Origin of the sequence: Pseudonocardia oceanicola (genome assembly GCF_047200735.1) — a bacterium.
In the GTDB taxonomy this organism is placed as follows: domain Bacteria; phylum Actinomycetota; class Actinomycetes; order Mycobacteriales; family Pseudonocardiaceae; genus Pseudonocardia.
Genome location: NZ_JBJZON010000022.1, coordinates 92,699 through 116,248, shown reverse-complemented (window position 1 = coordinate 116,248; position 23,550 = coordinate 92,699). Strand labels below are relative to the sequence as shown.

The following is a 23,550-nucleotide window of genomic DNA, read 5'->3' as shown; positions in this document are numbered from 1 at the left end:
CCAGGAGGTGTCGTTGCTCGCGCTGGTCCTCGCCCACCTCGTGGTGGCCGGGCTGCTCCCGTGGGTCGCTCGGTGGAACCGGCGGGCGGCGTTCGGGATCGCGGCCCTGCTGCCTGCCGCCACGCTCGGGTGGGCGCTGACCCGGCTCGGTCCGGCGCTCGGCCCGGGGGTGAGCGAGAGCCTCGCCTGGGCTCCCGCGCTGGACCTGGGGTACACCGTCCGGCTCGACGCGCTGGGCATCGTGATGATCGTGCTGGTCGGCGGCATCGGCGCGCTCGTCCTGGCGTACAGCGCGTGGTACTTCGCCGACGACGGCGAGGAGGCGTCGCGCTCCGCCGCGCTGCTGCTGGCCTTCGCCGGGGTGATGCTCGGCCTCGTCCTCGCCGACGACCTGCTCACGCTCTACGTCTTCTGGGAGCTCACCTCGGTCGCGTCGTTCCTGCTGGTCGGGCAGGGTGGGCTGCACCGGGCGAACCGGCGCGCGGCGGTGCAGGCGCTGTTGATGACGGTGTTCGGCGGGCTCGCGATGCTGCTCGGCGTCGTCCTGCTCGGGCAGGCGGCGGGCACCTTCGTGATCTCCGAGATCGTGGCCGCACCCCCCACGGGCGGGGCGGTCACGGCCGCGCTCGCGTTGATCCTGGTCGGGGCGCTCACCAAGTCCGCGCAGGTCCCGTTCCACCCGTGGTTGCCCGCCGCGATGGTCGCGCCCACCCCGGTGAGCGCCTACCTGCACGCCGCGGCGATGGTGAAGGCCGGCGTGGTCGTGGTCGCGCGGCTCTCGCCGGGCTTCGCCGACCGCCCGCAGTGGTGGGTGCCCGTCGTCGCCTTCGGGCTCGTCACGATGCTGCTCGGCGGGTGGCGCGCGATGCAGGAGACCGACCTCAAGCGCCTGCTGGCCTTCGGCACGATCAGCCAGCTCGGGTTCCTGATGGTGCTCTTCGGCACCGGCGACCGGATCGCCGAGATCGCCGCGCTGACGATGCTGCTCGCGCACGGGCTGTTCAAGGCTCCGCTGTTCATGGTGGTCGGGGCGATCGACGAGACCGCCGGAACCCGCGAGGCCGGAGAGCTCTCGGGTCTCGGGCGTGCGCGCCCGGGGCTGGCCGCCGTGTCGGCGCTCGCGGCGGCGTCCATGGCCGGCGTGCCCTTCCTGCTCGGGTTCCTGGGCAAGGAGGCCGCGTTCGAGGGCGTGCTGCACCCGGGCGGGCCACGCGGCTGGCTGATCGGCGTCGGCCTGCTCGTGGGCTCGGTCCTCACCGTGGCCTACAGCGCCCGGTTCCTCTGGGGGGCGTTCGCGACCAAACCGGGTGTCGATGCGGTCGGGGCGGTGGCCCCTCCGGCCGGGCTCACCGTCCCGGCCTGGATCGCGGCCGGTGCGGGCCTCGTGCTCGGCTGCGCGCCCCCGTTGACGGACGCCCTGGCGCAGCGCTACGCCGCCGCGTACCCCGCCGCCGACGCGGAGGAGGCCGGGTACCACCTCGCCCTCTGGCACGGGTTCTCGGTGCCGCTGCTGTTCTCCGCGGTGGCCCTCGGCCTCGGGTACCTGCTCCACCGGTGGCGGGCCCGGGCGGCCACGGTCCACCGTGCGCTGCGGTTCCCGATCACCGCCGAGCGCAGCTACGAGCTGGTCGTCGCCGGGACGGAGCGGTTCGCGGTCCGGTTCACCGGGCGGGTCCAGGCCGGCTCGCTGCCGGTCTACCTCGGCGTCCTGCTGGCCACCGTGCTCCTGCTCCCGGGCGTCGCGTTGCTGCTCGGCGGCGTGCTGCCCGAGGACCAACGGCTCGTCGACGCCCTGATGCAGATCCCGCTAGGGCTCGGCGTGGTCGTCGCCGCGCTCGTGCTCCCGCGCGCCCGCCGTCGCTTCACCGCCGTGCTGCTGCTCGGGGCGATCGGCTACGGGATCGGCGGGTTGTTCGTGGTCGACGGCGGTCCCGACCTGGCGCTGGCCCAGTTCCTCGTCGAGACGTTGACCCTGGTCGTGTTCGTCCTGGTGCTGCGCAGACTGCCGGCCCACTTCGACGCCCGGCCGGAGGTGTCCCCGAGGCGGGCCGTCCAGGTGCGCAAGGGTGCCCTCGCCGCACTCGTCGGCATCTTCGTCGCGGCGGCGGGCGTCGTGCTGAGCGGGGTGCGGCAGCAGCCGTCGGCGGTGAGCGCCCAGTACGTCGCGCTGGCCCCGGAGACCGGGGCCGAGAACGTCGTGGCCGCCATCCTCGTCGACTTCCGGGCGCTCGACACCGTCGGCGAGATCACGGTGCTGATGGTCGCGATCGCGGGCACCGCCAGCCTGGCCCTCGCCACCCGGTACGACCGCCGCCCGCGCGGCAGCGGCTCCGGGACCCCCGAGCACGAGAAGGAGCTCCTGGGATGAGCGCACCGGAGAAGGAGCAGGTCCCGTTCGAGGACTGGGACGAGCCGAAGAACGAGTGGATGTTGCCGGGGAGCTGCCCGGTGCGGGCGAACCGGACCCTGCTGCTGGAAGCGGCGGCCCGGTTCCTGTTCCCCACGGTGCTGGTGTTCTCCGGCTACCTGTTGTTCGTCGGGCACTACGGCCCCGGCGGCGGCTTCTCGGGCGGCCTGGTCGCCGGGCTGGCGTTCGTCCTGCGCTACATCGCGGGTGGAGCGACCGAGGGCGCCGGGATCGGGGCCCGCGTGCGCGTGCGCCCGCCGCTGGTGGTCGGGAGCGGTCTGCTCCTCGCACTGGTCACCGCGCTGGTCCCGATCGCGTTCGGCGCGGCCCCGCTGACCAGCGCGCACGTGGTCCTGCACGTGCCGGTGGTGGGGGAGGTGGACCTGGTCAGCAGCCTGGCGCTCGACGTCGGGGTGTACGTGCTGATCGTCGGTGTCGTGCTCGAGCTGCTGCGGTCGCTGGGCACCGGGATCGAACGCGACGCGCGGGAGGACCCCCGGTGATCACCATCAACCTGACCATGGCGATCGTCGTCGCCGTGCTCTACTCGGTGGGCTTCTTCCTGCTGCTGCAGCGCTCGCTCATGCGGATCCTCATCGGGATCATCGTCCTCGGGCACGGCACGAACCTGCTGCTCCAGCTCGCCGGAGGGCCGCCGGGCCGGGCGCCCGTGCTCGGTGGTGCGCCGCCTGCGGCCTTCGCCGACCCGCTGCCGCAGGCCCTCGCCCTGACCGCGATCGTGATCACCTTCGCGCTGACGACCTTCCTGCTGGCCCTCGCCTACCGCTCCTGGGTGCTGGCGGGCCACGACGAGGTGCAGGACGACCCGGAGGACCGGCGCATCGCCACGCGCCGGGAGCCGAGGGGCTCGATGGAGGCGGACACGGGCGAACCGGGTACCGGCGACCCGGGGGAGGTCGGTCCGGACCCGGCCGAGGGGTCGGCCCGCCGCGACGACCCGGCCGGCGGGCGCGACGAGGCCGGCCGGCGGGACGAGGGGCTGGGCGGCGCCGACCCGGCCGACGAGCAGGGGAACGGCCGGTGAACACACTCGTCACCCTGCCCGTGCTGTTGCCGCTGCTGGGCGCCGCGCTGGCGATCGTCGTGGCGCGGTCCCCGCAGCTGCAGCGCGCGGTCGGGGTCGTCGTGCTGACGGCGGTCGTCGGGGTGGCGGCGGCGTTGCTGGTGGCCGCGGACCGCGACGGCCCGATCGTCGCCCGGATCGGCGGGTGGTCCGCCCCCGTCGGGATCGTGCTCGTCGCCGACCGGCTCTCCAGCCTGCTGCTGCTGATCTCGACCGTGGTCACCCTGGCCGTCCTGCTCTACGCGATCGACCAGCGGATCGCCGACTACGGCCGCCGGACGGCGAGCACCACGTTCCACCCGATCTTCCTGGTGCTCTCGACCGGCGTGTCGCTCGCCTACCTCAGCGGCGACCTGTTCAACCTGTTCGTCGCGTTCGAGATCATGCTGTCGGCCTCCTACGTCCTGATCACGCGCCGCACCAGCGCGAACCGCATCCGGTCCGGCATGACCTACGTCATCACCAGCCTCACCTCGTCGCTGCTGTTCCTGACCACGGTCGCACTCGTCTACGCGGCGACCGGCACCGTGAACCTCGCCGACCTCGCGGGCCGCGTCGCCCAGCTGCCGCCCGGGTTGCAGACGCTGCTGGCGATGCTGACGATCGTGACGTTCGGGATCAAGGCCGCGATCGTGCCGCTGCACTTCTGGCTGCCCGACAGTTACCCCAACGCCCCGGCCCCGGTCACCGCGCTGTTCGCGGGCCTGCTCAGCAAGGTCGGCATCTACGTCCTGCTGCGGACCCAGACCCTGGTGTTCCCGGACGGGCAGACGGTCCTGCTGTTGGTGCTGGCCGCCCTGACGATGGTGGTCGGCGCGCTCGGGGCGCTCGCCCAGAACGACCTCAACCGGCTCTTGTCGTTCCTGCTGGTCAGCCACATCGGCTTCATGCTCTTCGGGCTCGCGGTCTTCACCGCGGCGGGCCTGGCGGGCACGGTGGTCTACATCGTCCACCACATCACCGTGCAGGCCACGTTGTTCCTGGTCAGCGGTCTGATCACGCGCCGGACGGGGACGGTCGCGATCGACCAGATGGGCGGGCTGGCCCGGACGGCGCCGTTCCTGGCGGTGCTGTTCGCGATACCGGCGCTCACCCTGGCCGGCCTGCCACCGACGGCCGGCTTCGTCGCCAAGCTGACGTTGCTGCAGGCCGGCGTGGCGGCCGGGACCGGAACGGCCGTGGTCGCGGGCGTGGTGGTCCTGGCGAGCCTGCTCACGCTCTACGCGATGACGCGGATCTGGGTGCGGGTGTTCTGGGGCGAGCCGCGGGAGGCGCTGCCCGACCCCGATCCCTCGGACGAGCTCGTGGTCGGCACGGCGCGGACGTCGCGCCGGATGTACGCCGCGACGGCCGGGCTGGTCGTGGTCAGCCTGGCGATCGCCGCCGCGGCCGGGCCGCTCACGACGCTGACCGGGCAGGCCGGGGCGGACCTGGTCGAGCGGACGCCCTACACGGTCGCGGTGCTGGGGGAGGGGTCGTGACGAACGGGTCGGGGACGACGGGCAGGGCGGGCGTGGCATCGGCCGTGCGGCGGCTGCCGCAGGTGGCCTGGCTGCTCGTGGTGTGGCTGCTGCTGTGGGGCGGCGTCTCGGCGAAGGTCGTGTTCGGCGGGCTGGTGGTCGCGTCGGCGGTCACGGTGCTGTTCCCGATGCCGCTGCTGCCGGCGCTGCCGCTCCGGCCGGTGGCGCTCGCCCGGCTGGCCGGGTTCGTGGTCCGCGACGTGGTGGTCTCCAGCATCGCGGTGTCCCGGCAGACGCTGCGGTACGGACCCGCGGCGCAGGGCGGGATCGTCGAAGCGCCGCTGCACGCCCGGTCGGACCGGGAGATCGCGGTCCTCGTGGCGGCGGTGACCCTCTCGCCCGGCACCGTCGTGCTCCAGGTCGACCGGCCCGGGGCCCGGTGGTACGTCTACGCCCTGGGCCTGCACGGACCCGGCGACGCCGACGGTGTCCGGCGGCAGATGCTGACGGTGCAGCGGCGCGTCGTCCAGGCGCTGGGTAGCGAGGCCGAACAACGCGCCTGCGCGGAGAGGGGGAACCGATGACCGCCGTGATCGTCGCCGTGCTCATGATGTTGAGCGTCGCCGGAGCGCTCACCGTCTTCAGGCTGCTGCGCGGGCCGGCGACCCTGGACCGGATCATCGCGCTCGACGTGTTCCTGGTCCTGATCGTCGCGGCCACCGCCGTCTCCATCGCGTTCTTCCGGGACCCGACGTTCATCCCGCTGCTCGCCGCCGTCGCCCTCGTGTCCTTCGTCGGGTCCGCGACCGCGGCCCGGCTCGTCGAGCGCTGGGAGCGGCACCGGTGAGCCGCCGACCGCCCCGCACGCCCGGGGGCCGGTCGTGCTGATCGTCACCCGGGACGTCGCCAGCGCCGTGCTGATGCTGGCCGGCGCGTCGTCGTGCCTGCTCGGCGCGCTCGGGCTGGTCCGGCTGCCGGACCTGCCCTCCCGCGCACAGGCAGCGGCCAAGCCGCAGACCCTCGGACTGGTGCTGATCCTCTTCGGCACCGCCGTCCGGCTGGAGTTCGGCAGCGGGGCGATGCTCGTGCTGGTGGTGCTGTTCCAGATCGTCACCGCCGCGGTGATCAGCCACATCGTCGCCCGCTCGGCGTACCGCAGCGGCACCTTCGACCACGACGCGCTGCTCGTCGACGAGCTGGCCGCGCGGGTGGAGCGGGAGGGCCGCGGGCGGCGCGCCGGTGGGGGACGGGCCGGTGGGGGACGGGCCGGTGGGGGACGGGACGGCGGGGGACGGGACGGGGAACGGGGCGGAGGGGACGGGGCCGACGAGGCCCGCGACGGGCGAAAGTAGGCTCCGGGCCGTGGCTGTCTATGCGCTCGGTGACGTCGAACCCGACATCCATCCCGAGGCCTACGTCCACCCGGACGCGGTCGTGATCGGCAACGTGACGCTGGGGGCGCAGGCGTCGGTGTGGCCGACCGCCGTCCTCCGCGGCGACGACGGCTACATCGTGGTCGGAGCGCGCACCAGCATCCAGGACGGCTCGATCATCCACACCACCGCGCGTACGCCCACCCTGATCGGCGAGGACTGCACGGTCGGGCACAACGTGCACATCGAGGCCGCCGAGATCGCCGACAAGGTGCTGATCTCGTCGGGGTCGGTGGTGCTCAACGGCTCGACGATCGGCGAGGGCGCGATCGTCGCCGCCGGTGCCGTCGTCTCGCCGAACGCCGTGGTCCCGCCGCGGCGGATGGCGCTCGGTGTCCCGGCCCGGGTCCGCGAGGGCTACGAGGTGCCGGAGGACCGGTTCCGGTATGCCGTCGACTCGTACGTGCAGCGGGGCGAGCGCTTCCGCGCCGAGCTGCGCCGGCTGGACGTCTGATGCCCGGCAAACCGTTGGCCGAGGTCGTCGAGGAGGGCTGGGCCCGGGCGCTGGAGCCCGTGGGGCCGGTCGTGGCGCAGATGGGCGAGTTCCTGCGCGCGGAGCTCGCGGCGGGCCGGAAGTACCTGCCCGCGGGCGCGAACGTGCTGCGGGCCTTCCAGCAGCCCTTCGACGAGGTCCGCGTCCTGATCGTGGGGCAGGACCCCTACCCGACGCCGGGGCACGCCGTCGGGCTGTCCTTCTCGGTGGCCGCCGACGTCCGCCCGCTGCCGCGCTCGCTGGTCAACATCTTCAAGGAGTACCAGGAGGACCTGGGGCTGCCGCTGCCCTCGTCGGGGGATCTCACGCCCTGGACGAAGCAGGGCGTGCTGCTGCTCAACAGGTGCCTCACGGTGGAGCCGGGCTCGCCCGGCTCGCACCGCGACAAGGGCTGGGAGGCCGTGACCGAGCAGGCGATCCGGGCGCTCGTCGAGCGCGACGCGGAACCGCTGGTGGCGGTCCTGTGGGGGCGGGACGCGCGCACCCTGGCGCCGCTGCTCGTCGACGTCCCGATCATCGAGTCGGCGCACCCGAGCCCGATGTCGGCGGACCGTGGCTTCTTCGGCTCGCGGCCCTTCAGCCGGGCCAACGACCTGCTGGAGGAGATCGGTGGGGAACCCGTGGACTGGCGCCTGCCGTGACCCGTTCGCGTACGACGTCCGTCACAGGAGCGTGCGACACGGCTCGGTACGGCAACCCCGTCACGACGAGCTCATGACGACGAGCTCATGACGACGAGCTCATGACGACGAGCTCATGACGACGAGCTCATGACGACGAGCTCATGACGACGAGCTCATGACGACGACGGGGCGGCCTCCCGGCTGGGAGACCGCCCCGCTCCTCGTCCCGCTCGCGTCAGGCGCGCGCGACCTTCCCGGCCTTGAGGCAGGAGGTGCACACGCTCAGGCGACGACGGTTGCCACCGTCGACCTTGGTGCGCACGGTCTGGATGTTCGGGTTCCAGCGGCGGTGGGTACGGCGGTGCGAGTGCGAGACGGACATGCCGAAGCCCGGACCCTTGCCGCAGACGTCGCAGACGGCAGCCACGTCGGACACTCCTCGGGGTAGACAGACAACGATGCGGGGCCCGGGTCTCCCCGGGCACGTGTCGTCCAGGGTAACCACCCTCTCCCCGGCGCACGCACCGGCCCCCACCCGCGGCCCGACCGGGCTGCCGGGATCCGCCTCGTCGCTGGTCGCCGCACTAGGGTGGGGGCGTGCCCCCGACGCTCGACGCCGCCCTGCTCCGGCGCTGGGCCGCCGCCGCCGTGGCGGGGCTCGAGCGGCACCGCGGCGAGCTCGACGGGATCAACGTCTTCCCGGTGGCCGACGCGGACACCGGCACCAACATGGTCCTCACCCTGCGGGCCGGTGCCGACGCCCTCGACGAGCGTGCGGAGGACCCGGCCGAGGTCGCCGCGGCGCTCGCCAAGGGCGCGCTCCGGGGCGCCCGCGGCAACTCGGGGACCATCCTCTCCCAGCTGCTGCGGGGGCTCGCCGAGGCGCTCGCCGTGGGCGAGGACCTGGCGGGCGCGCTGCGCCGGGCCGCCGAACTGGCCACCGCCGCCGTCGCCGAGCCGCGCGAGGGCACGATGCTCACGGTGATCGCCGCGGCGGCCGAGGCGGCCGCGGAGCTGGGCGGGGAGCCGGTCGCGATCGCCGACGCGGCCCACGCGGCCGTCGCCCGGACCACCGGCCAGCTCCCGGAGCTGAGCCGGGCCGGGGTGGTCGACGCGGGCGGTCTCGGCATCGCCGTGGTGCTCGACGCGCTGGTGGAGGCCGGCGCGGGGCGCGTCCCCGAACGCTCGCGGGTGGTCGTCCGGGACCGGGCGGCGCTCACCGCCGCCCGCGAGTCCGGCTCGGAGCAGTACGACAGCGAGGTCATGTACCTGCTCGACCGGACCACGGACGACGCGGTGACGAGCCTGCGCGCCCGGCTGGCGTCGCTCGGGGACTCCGTGGTCGTCGTCGGCGACGGGGCCGGGACGTGGAACGTGCACGTGCACTGCACGGACGTCGGCGCGGCGCTCGAGGCCGGGATCGAGGCGGGCCGGCCCCACCGCATCACCGTCATGCGGTTCGACGACCGCCCGCCCGAGCCCGCGCGGCCCGCCTTCCGCCGGCGGCGTGCGGTGCTGATGGTCGCGTCGGGGGCCGGGGTGGCCGAGCTCGCCCGCGGGGCCGGGGCGGACGTGCTGGAGGCCCGGCCCGGGCACACGGTGTCGGGGCGGGAACTGGCGGCCGCCGTCGAGGCCACCGGCGCCGCGCACGTCGCCCTCATGACCTGCGACGTCGGTCTGCTCGACCTCGCCGCCCGGGTCGCCGGTGCGGCCCGGGACGAGGGCCGCGAGGTGGTCGTCGTGCCCACGACCTCGGTGCCGCAGGGCCTGGCCGCCCTCGCCGTGCACGACCTGTCCCGCAACGCCGCCGACGACGTCGTCGCGATGGCCGAGGCGGCGGCCGGCACCCGCACCGGCGGGCTCGTGGTGGCCGAGGCGGAGGCGCTGACCTGGGTGGGCCGGTGCGCCCCGGGCGAGGTGCTGGGGATGAGCGAGGGCGAGGTCGTGCTGATCGCACCCGACCTGACTGTCGGTGCCCTGTGGTTGGCTCACCGCATGCTGACTCCGGGTGGTGAGCTCGTCACCGCGCTGCTGGGGGCGGACGCGCCCGAGGAACTGGGCAGCGGGCTGGCCGAGGACCTCCGCCGCACCCACCCGGAGGTCGACGTGGTCGTCTACCGCGGCGGGCAGGTGGACTTCCCGCTGGTGTTGGGGGTGGAGTAGTGGCCCTCCCGAGGACCGACCCCCCGAGGATCGACATGGACACGGCGCTGATCGACGTGGTCGGCAAGGCGTCGGCGAAGGCGCTGGGCGGCAAGCTCGAGCTGTACACCGTCGGTGACCTGGTGCGGCACTACCCGCGCCGGTACGTCGAGCGCGGCAAGCTCACCGACATCGCCGGTCTCGAGGTGGGCGAGTACGTCACGGTGATCGCGACCGTCGAGTCGGCGACCGTCCGGGACATGCGCACCCGGCGCGGCAAGCTGATGAACTGCACGATCCGGGACGCCAAGGGCGCCACCCTGTCCTGCACGTTCTTCCACGCGCAGCGGGTGCAGGGGTTCGTCCAGGTGGGGCGCACGCTCATGTTCTCCGGGGTCGTGTCGGTGTTCCGCAGCGGCCGGACCACCACGCTCCAGCTCACCCACCCCGAGTTCGAGGAGCTGGAGGAGGACTCCGAGGACCGGCCGTACATCTCCATCTACCCGGCCACCAAGGGCGTCAGGTCGCAGGCCGTCGCCCGCAGCGTCCGCCAGGTGCTCGCGCTGCTCGACGACCCGACGGACCCGCTGCCCGAGGACCTGCGGCAGGAACACGAGCTGATGCCGCTCGGCGCCGCGCTGCGCAAGATCCACGTGCCGCGGTCCGAGGCGGACCAGCGTGCGGCGAAGGGCCGGCTGGTGTGGGACGAGGCGTTCGGCGTCCAGCTCGCGCTGTCGCTGCAGCGCGAGCGGGCGATGCACCGGCCCGCGGCGCCCTCGCCGCGCAGGGCGGGCGGGCTGCTCGAGGGGTTCGACGCGAACCTGCCCTTCCCGCTCACCGCCGGGCAGAAATCGGTCGGCGAGGAGATCGCCGCGGACCTCGGCCGCCCGCTGCCGATGAACCGGCTCGTGCAGGGCGACGTCGGCGCAGGCAAGACCGTCGTCGCGCTGCGGGCGATGCTGCAGGTCGTCGACAACGGGCGGCAGGCCGCGATGCTCGCGCCCACGGAGGTGCTGGCCACCCAGCACGCGCGGTCGCTGCGGGCGATGCTCGGGCCGCTCGGCACGGGGGGCGAGCTCGGCTCGGCGGAGCGGGCCACGAGGATCACGCTGCTCACCGGCTCGATGTCCACGGCGGAGCGGCGGCAGGCCCTGCTGGACATCCAGTCCGGGGCCGCGGGGATCGTGGTCGGGACGCACGCCATCATCGAGGACACGGTGGGCTTCGCCGAGCTCGGCCTGGTGGTGGTCGACGAGCAGCACCGGTTCGGCGTCGAGCAGCGGGACGCGCTGCGCGGCCGGGGCGAGCGCACCCCGCACCTGCTGGTCATGACGGCCACCCCGATCCCGCGGACCGTCGCGATGACCGTCTACGGCGACCTGGAGGTCTCGGCGCTCACCGAGCTGCCCAAGGGCCGGTCGCCGATCAGGACCACCGTGGTGCCGGCGGGGGAGAAGCCGTCCTGGCTGGAGCGGGTCTGGGCGCGCATCCGCGAGGAGGTCGCGGAGGGCCACCAGTGCTACGTCGTGTTCCCGCGGGTGGGCGGGGAGTACGCGACCAAGAAGAAGGGCCGGGATCCGGAGGACGCCGAGGACCCGGACGACGCGGGTGCCGACGGCGCGGACGGCGAGCGCCGCCCGCCGCTGGCGGTGCTCGACATCGGGCCGAAGCTGGAGCAGGGGCCGCTGGCGGGGCTGCGGATCGGGATCCTGCACGGCAAGCTGCCCGCCGAGGAGAAGGACGCGGTGATGCGGGCCTTCGACGCCGGCGAGCTCGACGTGCTCCTGGCCACCACGGTGATCGAGGTGGGCGTCGACGTCCCGAACGCCACCGGCATGATCATCATGGACGCGGACCGGTTCGGGCTCTCCCAGCTGCACCAGCTCCGCGGCCGGGTGGGCCGCGGGTCGGCGCCCGGGGTGTGCCTGCTCGTCACGGACATGCCGAGCGGCACCACGGCCCGGGAGCGGCTCGACGCCGTCGCCTCCACCACGGACGGGTTCGAGCTCGCCCGGCTGGACCTGGAGCTGCGCCGGGAGGGGGACGTCCTCGGCTCGTCGCAGTCCGGGCGGCGCTCGGGGCTGAAGCTGCTGTCGCTGCTGCGCCACGAGAAGGTGATCTCGGCGGCCCGGCTCTCCGCCGCCCGGCTCGTCGCCTCCGACCCCGGCCTGGCGCGCCACCCCGGCCTCCGCGCTCTCGTCGCCGAGACGGTGGGGGACGAGGAGTCCGCCGCCTACCTCGACAAGGTGTAGTCCCAGGAGAGCCCCGCGAGTCGCGCCGTGGGCTCCGGCGAGTCGCGCTGTGGGCTTCCGCGAGTCGCGCTGTGGGCTTCCGCGAGTCGCGCTGTGGGTTCCCGCGAGTCGCGCTGTGGGCTTCCGCGAGTCGCGCTGTGGGCTTCCGCGAGTCGCGCGGCTACGCGCTGAGCTGGCCCCTGCCCTCGTTCTCCAGCGCCGCGACGGCGGCACGGGGCAGGTGCACCACACCCGCCTTCTCCAGCCGGCCGAGCTCCGAGCGGGCCATCGCGTAGGCCGCGAGGCGTTCGGCGTCGTTGTCCGAGTCCCGCGCGGTGGTCAGCAGCTTGATCGCCCGCTCCACCGACGCACGCTCCGAGGCCGACAGCGAGGAGTGCCGGATCCGCTCGGCGGCATCGCGCGCGGCCTCCCACGCCCGCACCGCCCGGTCGACGGCGGCGACGAACATCTCCGCGTGGTGGCGATCGGCGGGCCGGGTGTCCGTGTCCAGTGCCTGGGCCTCGGCGAACGCCTCCACGAACCGCCCGGTGCTGGGGACCGAGACGTCGGCGAGGGCCGGCAGCCGAAGCACGGCCATCGGGTCGCACTCGAAGCCCGTGTACTCCTCGCGCAGGCGGTCGAACCGCGCGCGGGCCTGCGCCCACGGCGGCGCCGGTGGCGCCTGCGGGCGAGGCGCGGTGACCGGCGGCGGCGGGATCGGGCGGCGCCGTCCGGCCCGGTGCGCCGTGATCGCCACGACGGCGAGCAGGAACAGCGGGGAGAAGGAGACCACGGCGAATGCGGTCGCGGCCGCGGCGCTGCCGACCAGCCCGATGAGCACGATGATCAGCGGCAGTGCGATCCAGGGCGACGGCACGGCCATCCCGGGCCGGTACGGACCATGGTGGCGGTGCGGCGGAGTCGATCCCGCGCGGCGCACCCGCCGGGCCGCCCGCTCACCAGGATTCTCCCAGCGGGGACCGTGCCCACGGCCGTAGCCGCCGGGCCCGCCGAAACCGCCCGGGTGATGCGGACGCCGAGTCATGTCTCCTTGGTACCCGAACGGGTGGTGACGTGCATCGACCCTGCGGAGGAATGCCCCGGTCGGCCGCATTCGCGCAGGCCGGTGGTCTCAGCACCGTCTCAGACCGTCCGCTGCGGACGGGACCGCCGACGACCCCGGCACCCCGTCCCATCTGGTGGTTCTGCGGTCGACGGCCGTCCCGGCCGCGTGCCACGATTCCCCGTCCCCGCCGCCACCGCGGCGCGGACGCATGTCACGTCCGACGGACCAGGGAGCCGGATGTTCTCGAAAGTGCTGGTGGCCAACCGCGGGGAGATCGCGATCCGGGCGTTCCGGGCCGCGTTCGAGCTGGGGATCTCGACGGTCGCGGTGTTCCCCCACGAGGACCGCAACTCGCTGCACCGGGCGAAGGCCGACGAGTCGTACCTGATCGGCGAGCGCGGCCACCCCGTCCGCGCCTACCTGTCGGTCGAGGAGATCATCAGTGCGGCGACGAAGGCGGGGGCCGACGCCGTCTACCCCGGCTACGGCTTCCTGTCCGAGAACCCCGACCTGGCCGCCGCCTGCCACGAGGCCGGCATCACCTTCGTCGGGCCGCCTTCGGAGGTCCTGCACCTGACCGGCAACAAGTCCCGCGCGGTCGCGGCCGCGCGCGAGGCCGGGGTGCCGGTGCTCGAGTCGTCGGAGCCCTCGGACGACGTGGAGACCCTGCTCGCCGCGGCCGACGCCGTCGGGTTCCCGATCTTCGTCAAGGCCGTGGCCGGTGGCGGCGGTCGCGGCATGCGGCGGGTGCAGAACCCGTCCGAGCTGCGCGATGCCGTCGAGGCCGCCTCCCGCGAGGCCGAGTCGGCCTTCGGCGACGGCACCGTGTTCCTGGAGCAGGCGGTCGTGAACCCCCGCCACATCGAGGTGCAGATCCTGGCCGACGGCGAGGGCGACGTCGTGCACCTGTTCGAGCGGGACTGCTCGATGCAACGGCGTCACCAGAAGGTCGTGGAGATCGCGCCGGCGCCGAACCTGGACCCGGAGCTGCGCGAGCGCATCTGCCAGGACGCGGTGAACTTCGCCCGGCACATCGGCTACCGCAACGCGGGCACGGTCGAGTTCCTGGTCGACGAGCGCGGCAACCACGTGTTCATCGAGATGAACCCACGCATCCAGGTCGAGCACACGGTGACCGAACAGGTCACGGACCGGGACCTGGTCATCGCCCAGCTGCGCATCGCCTCGGGCATGACGCTGCGGGAGCTGCACCTGACCCAGGACGAGGTCACCCTCTCCGGGGCGGCGCTGCAGTGCCGGGTCACCACGGAGGACCCCGCCAACGGGTTCCGCCCGGACACCGGCGTGATCAGTGCCTACCGCTCGCCGGGTGGCCCGGGCGTGCGGCTCGACGGCGGCACGGTGCACACCGGCGCCGAGGTGTCGGCGCACTTCGACTCGATGCTGGTCAAGCTGACCTGCCACGGCCACGACTTCGCCAACGCCGTGCGCCGCGCCCGCCGGGCGATCGCGGAGTTCCGCATCCGTGGCGTCTCCACCAACCTGCCCTTCCTCGCCGCGGTGCTCGACGACCCGGACTTCGCCGCCGGGCGGATCACCACGAGCTTCATCGAGGACCGGCCGGAGCTGCTCAGGGCCCGCCCCTCGGCCGACCGCGGCTCGCGGATGCTGGCCTACCTGGCCGACGTCACGGTGAACAGGCCGAACGGTCCGCGCACCGAGGTCGTCGAGCCCGTCGACAAGCTGCCGCCGGTCGACCTGAACGCCGAGCCGCCCGCCGGGTCCGCCCAGCTGCTGCGCGAGCTCGGCCCGGAGGGCTTCGCCCGGCAGCTGCGGGACCGGACGGCCGTCGCCGTCACCGACACCACCTTCCGGGACGCGCACCAGTCTCTGCTGGCCACCCGGATCCGCACGCGGGACCTGCTCGCGGTGGCCCCGCACGTGGCGCGGCTGGTGCCGGAGCTGTTCAGCCTGGAGTGCTGGGGCGGGGCGACCTACGACGTCGCGCTGCGGTTCCTGGCCGAGGACCCGTGGGAGCGGCTGGCGGCGCTGAAGGAGGCGGTGCCGACCATCTGCACGCAGATGCTGCTGCGCGGGCGCAACACCGTCGGCTACACGCCGTACCCGACCGAGGTGACGGACGCGTTCGTCGCCGAGGCCGCGACGACGGGCATGGACATCTTCCGGATCTTCGACGCGCTCAACGACGTCTCGCAGATGCGGCCGGCCATCGACGCGGTCCGCGCGACCGGGACCGCGGTCGCGGAGGTGGCGCTCTGCTACACCGCGGACCTGTCCGACCCGGGCGAGAAGCTCTACACCCTCGACTACTACCTGCGTCTCGCCGAGCAGATCGTCGAGGCCGGCGCGCACGTGCTGGCGATCAAGGACATGGCCGGGCTGCTGCGGCCGCCCGCGGCCCGCACCCTCGTCCAGGCGCTGCGCAGCCGGTTCGACCTGCCCGTGCACCTGCACACCCACGACACCGCGGGCGGGCAGCTGGCCACCTTGATCACGGCGATCGACGCCGGGGTGGACGCCGTCGACGGCGCGGTCGCCTCGATGGCCGGCACGACCTCGCAGCCCTCGCTGTCGGCGCTGGTCGCGGCGACCGACCACACCGAGCGCGCCTCCGGGCTGTCGCTGCAGGCCGTCTCGGACCTGGAGCCGTACTGGGAGGCGGTGCGCAAGGTCTACGGGCCGTTCGAGTCCGGCCTCGCCTCGCCCACCGGGCGGGTGTACCACCACGAGATCCCCGGCGGGCAGCTGTCCAACCTGCGCCAGCAGGCGATCGCGCTCGGGCTGGGGGACCGGTTCGAGCTGATCGAGGACTGCTACGCCGCCGCGGACCGGATGCTGGGCCGGCTGGTCAAGGTCACGCCGTCGTCCAAGGTGGTGGGAGACCTGGCCTTGCACCTGGTCGGTGCCGGGGTCACGGCGGAGGACTTCGAGTCCGACCCGGGCAAGTTCGACGTCCCGGACTCGGTGATCGGGTTCCTGCGCGGTGAGCTGGGCGACCCGCCCGGCGGCTGGCCCGAGCCCTTCCGGACCCGCGCGCTGGAGGGCCGTTCGCCGGAGGTCGAGCACGCGGAGCTGAGCATCGAGGACCGCCGCGGGCTGCGCGACGAGCCCCGCCGGACGTTGAACCGGCTGCTGTTCCCCGCCCCGAGCAAGGAGCTCGACACCCACCGGGAGCACTACGGCGACACCAGCGTGCTGTCGTCGAAGGACTTCTTCTACGGCCTCGAACCGGACGTCGAGCACACGGTCACCCTCGAGCAGGGCGTCACGCTGCTCATCGAGCTGGAGGCCATCTCCGAACCCGACGAGCGCGGCTACCGGACCGTGCTGACCACGCTCAACGGGCAGCTGCGGCCGGTGTCGGTGCGGGACCGGTCCATCCAGACGGACGTCAAGGTCGCGGAGAAGGCCGAACGGGGCAACGACCGTCACGTGGCCGCGCCGTTCGGCGGCGTCGTCACCCTGCAGGTCGGCGAGGGCGACCCGATCTCCGCCGGCCAGACCGTCGCCACCATCGAGGCCATGAAGATGGAGGCCAGCATCTCCGCCCAGCGCGACGGCACCGTCTCCCGCCTCGCCATCGGCCGGGTCCAGCAGGTGGAGGGCGGCGACCTGCTGTTGGAGATCGAGTAACCCCTGTGAGTGGCGATGATCGCCACTCACGAGGTCGTCACCGGCCCCGACCGCACGAACGGCACTTCTGTGCGCTAGGACTGCACGAGAGTGCCGTTCGTGCAGTGATCGGGGGAATGGGGTGGCATGACGCGGATCATCGGGGGACGCGCCGGCGGGCGGCGGCTCGCGGTCCCCGGGGTGGGCACCCGGCCCACCTCGGACCGCGTGCGCGAGGCGCTGTTCTCCTCGCTCGACCACGACCCGGGTCTCGCCGGGACCGCGGTGCTCGACCTCTGCGCGGGCACCGGGGCGCTCGGGCTGGAAGCGTTGTCCCGCGGGGCAGTGCACGCGACGTTCGTCGAGCTGGACCGGCGGGCGGTGGCGGTGCTGAAGAAGAACGTCGCGATCGTCGGGCTGGGCGGGGACGTGCGGTACGGGCCCGCCGGGACGGTGCTGGCGGCCGCGGCGCCGCGCGTCCACGACGTCGTGTTCGTCGACCCGCCGTACGCCGAGCCGGACGAGGCGATCGCGCGGTGGCTGCACACCGGGCGTCGGACCGGGTGGATCGCGGCCGAGGCGGTGGTGGTCGTGGAGCGGGCCCGGTCGGCGGGCGGATTCCCGTGGCCGGAGGGGTTCGCGGCGGTGCGTGAGCGTCGTTACGGGGACACCGTGATCCACGTCGGCGGCTGTTACGGTCCGCCCATGCCAGCTGAGGCGCAGCAGTGAGGCGCGCGGTCTGCCCGGGCTCGTTCGACCCCGTGACGCTCGGTCACCTCGACGTCATCTCCCGGGCCGCGGGCCTGTTCGACGAGGTCGTCGTCGCGGTGCTGATCAACAAGAAGAAGCAGGGCCTGTTCTCGGTCGAGGAGCGCATCGCGATGCTGGAGGAGGTCACCGTCGACCTCCCGAACGTCCGCGCCGACTCCTTCCACGGCCTGCTCGTCGACTACTGCCGCGAGCACGACATCAGGGCGATCGTCAAGGGTCTGCGCGCCGTCACCGACTTCGACTACGAGCTTCAGATGGCGCAGATGAACCAGCGGCTCTCCGGTGTCGACACGCTGTTCATGTCGACCAACCCCGAGTTCAGCTTCCTGTCCAGCTCGCTGGTCAAGGAGGTCGCGACCTACGGCGGCGACGTCGCGCACCTGCTGCCGCCGTCGGTCCACCGCCAGCTCCTCGACCGGATCGCCGAGCGGAACTGATCCTCCTACCCGGGCACCGGGCGGGCCATGCGGTGATCACCCGGACGGAACTTGACACGCCCTGGGTGTCGCCAATACGGGGATCCCGGCCGGCGCGGTGGGAGGATCGCGACCGTGTACAGGGTCTTCGAGTCGCTCGACGCACTGGTCACGGTGGTGGAGGAGGCGCGCGGTGTCCCCATGACCGCCAACTGCGTGGTCCCGCGTGGCGACGTCCTCGACCTGCTCGACGACCTCCGAGAGGCGGTCCCGGGCGAGCTCGACGACGCGCAGGACGTCCTGGACCGTCGCGACGAGATCGTCGGCGAGGCCGAGCGGGAGGCCGAGGAGACCCGGTCCGCGGCGTCGACCGAGGCCGAGGAGATGCTCGCCGAGGCCCGCGGGGAGGCCGAACGGCTGGTGGCCGAAGCCCGCGAGGAGGCCGAGCGCACCCTCGCCGAGGCCCGGCACGAGGCCGACACGATGATCGCCGACGGCCGGCAGGAGTACGAGGAGCTCACCGAGCGGGCCCGGCACGACGCGGACCGGCTCGCGGAGGCGGGCCGGGCCACGCACGACCGGTACGTCGCCGACGGGCAGGCCGAGCAGGCGCGGTTGGTGTCGGGCACCGAGGTCGTGCGGGCGGCACAGACCGAGGCGGCCCGGATCGTCGACACCGCCGACGGCGAGGCCGACCGGCTGCGCCGCGAGTGCGACGGCTACGTCGACGCCAAGCTCGCCGAGTTCGAGGACACCCTCACGAAGGCACTGCGCACGGTCAGCCGGGGCCGCAGCCAGCTGTGGAAGGGCGGCTCCCCCAACGGCACGCCGGCCGCCGCCCTGCACGGGCGCACCGGGACGGGAATGGACCTGATCGACTGATTCCCTCCGGGTGATCCGCGGGAGCGCCGGGTTTGCGGGTCGGTGGGTGTGTCCCCCGCTCGTGGGCGCTCCTCGACGATGATCGTCGGTCGTGTGCGCCGAGGGTGGTGTGGGGCGCCCTGAGTGCACGAGCATTGCTGGAGCCGAGCGACGGGTCCCATCGTGATCGTCATCGGCGTGCAAGGTGGGTCGTCCCGGCTGCCCTGAGCGCACGCCGTCGCTGATCACGGGGCCGATGGCGATCATGGTCGGTGAATGGCGTGCGGTGGGGGTGGGCCTGCTGCCCGGAACGCACTTGACCGGTGATCTTCCGGCGCGTGGTCGGGATGTCCCCGGCTCGGTGGGCCGGGTGCTCTGCGCGCACGATCCCGCCGATCGGGAGCGGTCGTGATCGTAGTGAGGGGGCAACGAGGGTTGCCCTCGCGGCCCCGGGTGCACGGCATTGCTGGTGCTGAGCGGCATGTGCGGTCCGTCGTCACTCGGCTGCGCGGGTGAGTCCGACCCCTCTCCGCACGGGGCCGGCGGCGTCGTGAGCGCGCGGTCGGGCGTTCCCCGTTCCCAGGCGGGTGAGCCGGCCGGGTGCCGACACGCGAGCGCAGCGGGAACCCGGCCGGGCGCCCCGCGGGCCTCCGACCAGCCCAAGCCACGGACGCCCTGATGCCGTGAGGGCGACGCGGCGCCGGTCGAGGCGCACGGCCCGCGGTGACCGAGTGCCGCTCAGGGCCGAGGCGGGCCCGGAAGGGCAGGGTGCGGTGGGTTGTGCCGAGTTCCGGCGGCGCGGAACCGGGGTGATCGCGCTTCCGTCCGAGCGTGCATGGACCTCTCCCTCCCCTTCCGCGGCTCCACGGCGACGGCCACGGGCTCGCTCACCCGCGGAGCTTTGCGCGGGCCGCGCTTCCGCAGACTCCTGCCCGACGTCTACGTGCCCGCCGACCTGCCCGTCGACCTCGCCGTGCGAGCCCGGGCGGCCGCCGTGTGGGCGGGGGAGGGCGCCGTCGTGTCCGGCTGGGCCGCCGCCGAGCTGCTCGGCGCCTCGTGCGGGCCCCGGGACGCACCCGTCGACCTGATCGTCCGTGCCGGGACGACCAGGCCGCCGTCGGGCGTCCGGCTCCGGCGGACCAGGCTGCGGGGCGACGAGATCACGCAGCGGGCGGGGGTGGCGGTCACGACGCCGCTCCGTACTGCTTTCGACCTGGCCAGGTGGGCTCCGAACCTCGTCGAACGGGTCACCGGTGTGGACGCGGTGGCCCATGTCTGGCGGCTCGAGGTCGACCGGATCCGCTCACTGTGGCGGCGGCACCTCGGCATGCACGGCGGCGCGGGCCTGGCCGAGGTCCTCGGACTCGCCGACCCGCGGGCGGAGTCGCCGATGGAGTCGCGGATCCGGGTGGCGCTGCACGTGGCCGGGCTCCCGCGTCCGCGGGTCCAGCACCAGGTCGGGCCGCACCGGCTGGACCTCGCCTACCCGGAGGCGCTCCTCGGTGTCGAGCACGACGGCGCGCACCACCGCGCGGCCGAGCAGGCGCGGCGGGACCTGGAGCGAGAGGCGTTCCTCGCCCGCACGGGCTGGCGGGTGGTGCGGTTCGCCTCGTGGACGGTGCTGCACGAGCCGGACCGGATCGCCCGGGAGGTGGAGGCGCTGCTCGCGGTGTCGTGATCGTTGAGCGCGTGCACTGATGGCGACGCCGACGGCGATCACTGCACTGGATCGACGATCTTGGGCGTTGGGCTCGTGTCTGATCGCTGATCCCGTGCGCTGGTGGCGGGGCCGACGACCACCGCTGCACGGAGTTGACGATCACGGTTGTCGAGTGGGCGGTCGGAGGGTGTGATCACCTGCTCCGTGCACGGAAGGCGGCGTCGGCGGCCGTTGCCGCACCGAGCCGGCGATCGTGGGCGGGCCGCGCAGTCGATCACTATCCGGTCAATCGTCTCAACACGCTGTGCCGGACGGACTACTCTGCGCGCATGGCCCGCCACGACGAGCCGGACCCGGCGACCTGGTGGGAGCGGTACGGCCACCGCCTGCACGGCGAGCCGACCGGACCCGGCGAGAGGGAGACGACGGTGGCGGACAGGACGGCGGACGGAACCGTCGGCACGGCGCAGGACACGGGGCGCGAGCCGCCGCGCATGGCCTACCCGCAGCGGCAGGGCGGCGAGGCGGGGCCCTGGTTCACCGATCCCACCGTCCACCCCACCGACGGCGCCGTCACCGACCCCACCGCGCACTCCACCGACGGCCATCCCCCCGCGAGCCCCACCGACGGCCACCCCACCGACGGCCAGCACCTCGACCACCCGACGGCCGGCGCCGCCCGTTCCGCCGCCGCAGCCGACGGGCCGCACGCCCGCCACGGGGCCGGTCCCGCGCACCTGCGTGCCTTCGACCCCGACTCGCTGGTGCGGGCCCGCGGCCCCGTGCCGGACCGCGGGTGGCGCAGGGTCCTGCACGCCGCCACGCTCGGCCGTGTCGATCCGGGTCCCAGCCCTGCGCAACTGGCCGCGCAGGACCGGCTGGCCCGGGTGCGCAGCCATCTCGCCGGGACGCACCGGGTGGCCGTGACCTCACTGAAGGGCGGGGTGGGGAAGACGACCGTCACGGCCTGCCTCGGTCTGGCCCTCGCCGAGCACCGCGGCGACCGGATCCTCGCGCTCGACGCCAATCCCGACGCGGGGACGCTCGCCGACCGGCTGACCGGGCACAGCGACCGCACCGTCCGTGACCTGCTCGACGACCTCGGCGCCATCGACTCGTGGACCGCCGTCTCGCGCTACACGAGCCTGGCCGGGCGGCTGCAGGTCCTCGCCTCCGAGCAGGACCCGGCGGCCGGCGAGGCCTTCAGCCGCGACGACTACCTGCGGGCGGACGAGGTGCTCGCCCGGTTCTTCAGCGTCGTGATCACCGATTCGGGTACCGGCATGGTCCACTCGGCGATGGCCGGGACGCTCGACGTCGCCGACTCGCTCGTCGTCGTCGGTTCGCCGACGGTCGACGGGGCCGGTCGGGCCAGCAAGACCCTCGACTGGCTCGTGGCGCACGGCCGGGAGCCGCTCGTCGCCGACGCGGTCGTGGTCCTGGTCGGTCGGGCGGGCCGCGAGATCGACACCGCGGCGCTGCGCGCGCACTTCACCGGCCGCTGCCGCGCCGTGGTGGAGGTCCCGCACGACCCGCACCTGGCGACGGGCGGCCGGATCGAGCAGGGGCGGCTGCGGCAGGCCACCCGGGAGGCGTTCCTCGAGCTCGCCGCCGCCGTCGCCGAGGCCTTCCCGGCCCGCGCCCCCCACTGACGCCCCGCACCGAGGGCCGGCACCCGCGGGACTCGGGCTCGACGGGGGGTGGCGAACTGCGCGTATCCTCGCCCGAGTCATGAGCACGAACCGCGCCCCCCAGCCCCGCCCCGAGACCCACCCCTGGCTCTTCTCCACCCGCGAGCTGGGCCGACGTCCCGGCGTCATGCGTACCGCGACCCGGACGATCGCCGCTCCGGGCGTGGGCGATCCCGACGCCGCGATCGGCCTCGTGGGGGTGCTCGCCGTGCCCCCGGGCAGCGACGTCGCGCTGGACCTGCGGCTGGAGTCGGTCAGCGAGGGCGTCTACGTCTCCGGGACCGCCTCGGCGCACCTCGCGGGGGAGTGCTCGCGGTGCCTGGACGAGCTGAGCGAGGACGTCGAGGCGCGCATCGAGGAGCTGTTCGCCTACCCGGACTCCGTCACCGAGGAGACCACGGACGCGGACGAGATCCCGCGGATCGCGGACGAGCACGTGGACCTCGAGCAGACCGTCCGGGACGCGATCGCGCTCGACCTGCCGCTGGCCCCCCTGTGCAGCGAGGACTGCCCGGGTCTGTGCCCCGAGTGCGGGGAGAGGCGGGCCGATCTCGCGCCCGACCACCGGCATGAGACACTGGATCCCCGGTGGGCCGCTCTGCGTGAGCGCCTGACCTGACGAAGCCGAAGTTTCGACGTCGCAAGACCTCTCGAGCACAACCGTAGGAGAACTGCCGTGGCCGTACCCAAGCGCCGGATGTCGCGGTCCAACACGCGCTCTCGTCGGGCGCAGTGGAAGGCCACCGCGCCGTCCCTCGTCGCCTGCAACAACCGCGCCTGTGGCGAGCTGAAGCCGCCGCACGTCGCCTGCCCGGTCTGCGGGCAGTACGACGGTCGTCAGGTCGTCCGTCCGGCCTGATCCGGCGGTGGGCGACAAGAGCGTCACGGGGCCGCGCGAGGACCGCACCCCTCTGCTGGAGGCACTCGGCGTCGAGGTTGGCGACGAGTTGCTCACGCTCGCCCTCACGCACCGCTCGTACGCCTACGAGCACGGCGGTCTGCCGACGAACGAGCGGCTGGAGTTCCTGGGCGACTCGGTGCTCGGCATCATCGTCACCGAGCGGCTGTACCGGGACCACCCGGAGCTGGCCGAGGGGCAGCTGGCCAAGCTGCGGGCGAGCGTGGTCAACATGCACGCGCTCGCCGGCGTGGCGACGGGGCTCTCCGAGCACGGACTGGGCGCCTACGTCTCCCTCGGCCGCGGTGAGGAGCTCACCGGCGGCCGGGAGAAGGCGAGCATCCTGGCCGACGCCACCGAGGCCCTGATCGGTGCGGTCTACCTCGAGCACGGGCTGGAGACGGCCCGGTCGCTCGTGCACCGCCTGTTCGGCGACCTGCTGCAGGGCGCGCCGCTGCTCGGCGCGGGCCTGGACTGGAAGACCAGCCTCCAGGAGCTCACCGCCGCCGAGGGGCTCGGCGTGCCCGAGTACCGGATCGCCGAGGAAGGTCCCGACCACCTCAAGACCTTCACGGCCACCGCGGTCGTCGGGGGGCGCGAGCTGGGGTCCGGGGACGGGCGCACCAAGAAGGAGGCCGAGCAGAAGGCCGCCGCGCTCGCCTGGCGCACCATCACGGACGAGACCCAGAAGTCGCCCCAGGCCCAGCGGTGACCGTGTCG

23 protein-coding genes are annotated in these 23,550 nt (G+C 73.9%); 21 read left to right on the top strand and 2 right to left on the bottom strand.

What is annotated here, in order from left to right:
• Positions 1-7 precede the first annotated feature (7 nt).
• Genes mbhE through ACL02T_RS26225 form a run of 9 tightly spaced genes read left to right on the top strand, consistent with a single transcriptional unit; the run spans position 8 to position 7,518 of the window.
• On the top strand, positions 8-2,368 hold the full coding sequence (gene mbhE / locus ACL02T_RS26265) for a hydrogen gas-evolving membrane-bound hydrogenase subunit E (protein WP_412833442.1): 2,361 nt from the start codon (positions 8-10) through the stop codon (positions 2,366-2,368).
• Positions 2,365-2,910 (top strand): MnhB domain-containing protein, encoded by a 546-nt coding sequence (locus tag ACL02T_RS26260; RefSeq protein ID WP_412833441.1) that lies wholly within the window; start codon positions 2,365-2,367, stop codon positions 2,908-2,910. The genes mbhE and ACL02T_RS26260 overlap by 4 nt, the downstream gene beginning before the upstream one ends.
• Positions 2,910-3,452: a Na(+)/H(+) antiporter subunit C gene (locus tag ACL02T_RS26255; RefSeq protein ID WP_412833456.1), complete on the top strand. Its 543-nt coding sequence runs from the start codon at positions 2,910-2,912 to the stop codon at positions 3,450-3,452. The genes ACL02T_RS26260 and ACL02T_RS26255 overlap by 1 nt, the downstream gene beginning before the upstream one ends.
• On the top strand, positions 3,449-4,972 hold the full coding sequence (locus tag ACL02T_RS26250; protein WP_412833440.1) for a Na+/H+ antiporter subunit D: 1,524 nt from the start codon (positions 3,449-3,451) through the stop codon (positions 4,970-4,972). The genes ACL02T_RS26255 and ACL02T_RS26250 overlap by 4 nt, the downstream gene beginning before the upstream one ends.
• The gene (locus tag ACL02T_RS26245; RefSeq protein WP_412833439.1) at positions 4,969-5,535 is read left to right on the top strand and encodes a Na+/H+ antiporter subunit E; all 567 of its coding nucleotides are present in this window, start codon (positions 4,969-4,971) and stop codon (positions 5,533-5,535) included. The genes ACL02T_RS26250 and ACL02T_RS26245 overlap by 4 nt, the downstream gene beginning before the upstream one ends.
• The gene (locus ACL02T_RS26240; protein WP_412833438.1) at positions 5,532-5,798 is read left to right on the top strand and encodes a monovalent cation/H+ antiporter complex subunit F; all 267 of its coding nucleotides are present in this window, start codon (positions 5,532-5,534) and stop codon (positions 5,796-5,798) included. The genes ACL02T_RS26245 and ACL02T_RS26240 overlap by 4 nt, the downstream gene beginning before the upstream one ends.
• 34 nt (positions 5,799-5,832) lie before the next feature.
• Positions 5,833-6,303 carry a monovalent cation/H(+) antiporter subunit G gene (gene mnhG / locus ACL02T_RS26235; protein WP_412833437.1) on the top strand — a complete coding sequence of 157 codons (471 nt, stop codon included), beginning with the start codon at positions 5,833-5,835 and terminating at the stop codon, positions 6,301-6,303.
• 10 nt (positions 6,304-6,313) lie between these two features.
• Positions 6,314-6,838 carry a gamma carbonic anhydrase family protein gene (locus tag ACL02T_RS26230; protein ID WP_412833436.1) on the top strand — a complete coding sequence of 175 codons (525 nt, stop codon included), beginning with the start codon at positions 6,314-6,316 and terminating at the stop codon, positions 6,836-6,838.
• Positions 6,838-7,518: a uracil-DNA glycosylase gene (locus ACL02T_RS26225; RefSeq protein ID WP_412833435.1), complete on the top strand. Its 681-nt coding sequence runs from the start codon at positions 6,838-6,840 to the stop codon at positions 7,516-7,518. The genes ACL02T_RS26230 and ACL02T_RS26225 overlap by 1 nt, the downstream gene beginning before the upstream one ends.
• A gap of 217 nt (positions 7,519-7,735) precedes the next feature.
• On the opposite strand, the gene rpmB is transcribed toward ACL02T_RS26225, so the two are convergent.
• Positions 7,736-7,927 carry a 50S ribosomal protein L28 gene (gene rpmB, locus ACL02T_RS26220; RefSeq protein ID WP_412833434.1) on the bottom strand — a complete coding sequence of 64 codons (192 nt, stop codon included), beginning with the start codon at positions 7,925-7,927 and terminating at the stop codon, positions 7,736-7,738.
• A gap of 170 nt (positions 7,928-8,097) precedes the next feature.
• Here rpmB and ACL02T_RS26215 point away from each other — a divergent pair, with 170 nt between their 5' ends.
• Positions 8,098-9,663 carry a DAK2 domain-containing protein gene (locus tag ACL02T_RS26215; protein WP_412833433.1) on the top strand — a complete coding sequence of 522 codons (1,566 nt, stop codon included), beginning with the start codon at positions 8,098-8,100 and terminating at the stop codon, positions 9,661-9,663.
• Positions 9,664-9,698: 35 nt separating this feature from the next.
• Positions 9,699-11,894, top strand: coding sequence for an ATP-dependent DNA helicase RecG (gene recG / locus ACL02T_RS26210; protein ID WP_412833432.1), 2,196 nt, complete (start codon positions 9,699-9,701; stop codon positions 11,892-11,894).
• Between the two features lie 160 nt (positions 11,895-12,054).
• Here recG and ACL02T_RS26205 read toward each other — a convergent pair whose 3' ends face one another.
• Positions 12,055-12,756: a hypothetical protein gene (locus ACL02T_RS26205; protein ID WP_412833431.1), complete on the bottom strand. Its 702-nt coding sequence runs from the start codon at positions 12,754-12,756 to the stop codon at positions 12,055-12,057.
• Between the two features lie 420 nt (positions 12,757-13,176).
• Here ACL02T_RS26205 and ACL02T_RS26200 point away from each other — a divergent pair, with 420 nt between their 5' ends.
• From ACL02T_RS26200 to rnc, 10 genes are all read left to right on the top strand, one after another.
• The gene (locus ACL02T_RS26200; RefSeq protein ID WP_412833430.1) at positions 13,177-16,554 is read left to right on the top strand and encodes a pyruvate carboxylase; all 3,378 of its coding nucleotides are present in this window, start codon (positions 13,177-13,179) and stop codon (positions 16,552-16,554) included.
• A 126-nt stretch (positions 16,555-16,680) separates the two neighbouring features.
• A complete protein-coding gene (gene rsmD / locus ACL02T_RS26195; protein WP_412833429.1) occupies positions 16,681-17,262 on the top strand; it encodes a 16S rRNA (guanine(966)-N(2))-methyltransferase RsmD in 582 nt (193 codons plus the stop codon).
• Positions 17,259-17,741 (top strand): pantetheine-phosphate adenylyltransferase, encoded by a 483-nt coding sequence (coaD, locus tag ACL02T_RS26190; RefSeq protein WP_412833428.1) that lies wholly within the window; start codon positions 17,259-17,261, stop codon positions 17,739-17,741. The genes rsmD and coaD overlap by 4 nt, the downstream gene beginning before the upstream one ends.
• 114 nt (positions 17,742-17,855) lie before the next feature.
• Entirely contained in the window at positions 17,856-18,602 is a 747-nt protein-coding gene (locus ACL02T_RS26185) for a DivIVA domain-containing protein (protein WP_412833427.1), read from the top strand.
• Between the two features lie 235 nt (positions 18,603-18,837).
• Positions 18,838-18,993, top strand: coding sequence for a hypothetical protein (locus tag ACL02T_RS26180; protein ID WP_412833426.1), 156 nt, complete (start codon positions 18,838-18,840; stop codon positions 18,991-18,993).
• 423 nt (positions 18,994-19,416) lie between these two features.
• The gene (locus ACL02T_RS26175) at positions 19,417-20,259 is read left to right on the top strand and encodes an endonuclease domain-containing protein (protein WP_412833425.1); all 843 of its coding nucleotides are present in this window, start codon (positions 19,417-19,419) and stop codon (positions 20,257-20,259) included.
• Between the two features lie 311 nt (positions 20,260-20,570).
• Complete coding sequence (locus tag ACL02T_RS26170; protein ID WP_412833424.1) at positions 20,571-21,893, top strand: MinD/ParA family ATP-binding protein; 1,323 nt, start codon at positions 20,571-20,573, stop codon at positions 21,891-21,893.
• A 79-nt stretch (positions 21,894-21,972) separates the two neighbouring features.
• Positions 21,973-22,551, top strand: coding sequence for a YceD family protein (locus ACL02T_RS26165; RefSeq protein WP_412833423.1), 579 nt, complete (start codon positions 21,973-21,975; stop codon positions 22,549-22,551).
• Positions 22,552-22,608: 57 nt separating this feature from the next.
• Entirely contained in the window at positions 22,609-22,791 is a 183-nt protein-coding gene (rpmF, locus tag ACL02T_RS26160) for a 50S ribosomal protein L32 (RefSeq protein WP_412833422.1), read from the top strand.
• Positions 22,792-22,798: 7 nt separating this feature from the next.
• Positions 22,799-23,542, top strand: a complete 744-nt coding sequence (gene rnc, locus ACL02T_RS26155; protein ID WP_412833421.1) for a ribonuclease III — start codon at positions 22,799-22,801, stop codon at positions 23,540-23,542.
• The last annotated feature ends 8 nt before the right edge of the window (positions 23,543-23,550 follow it).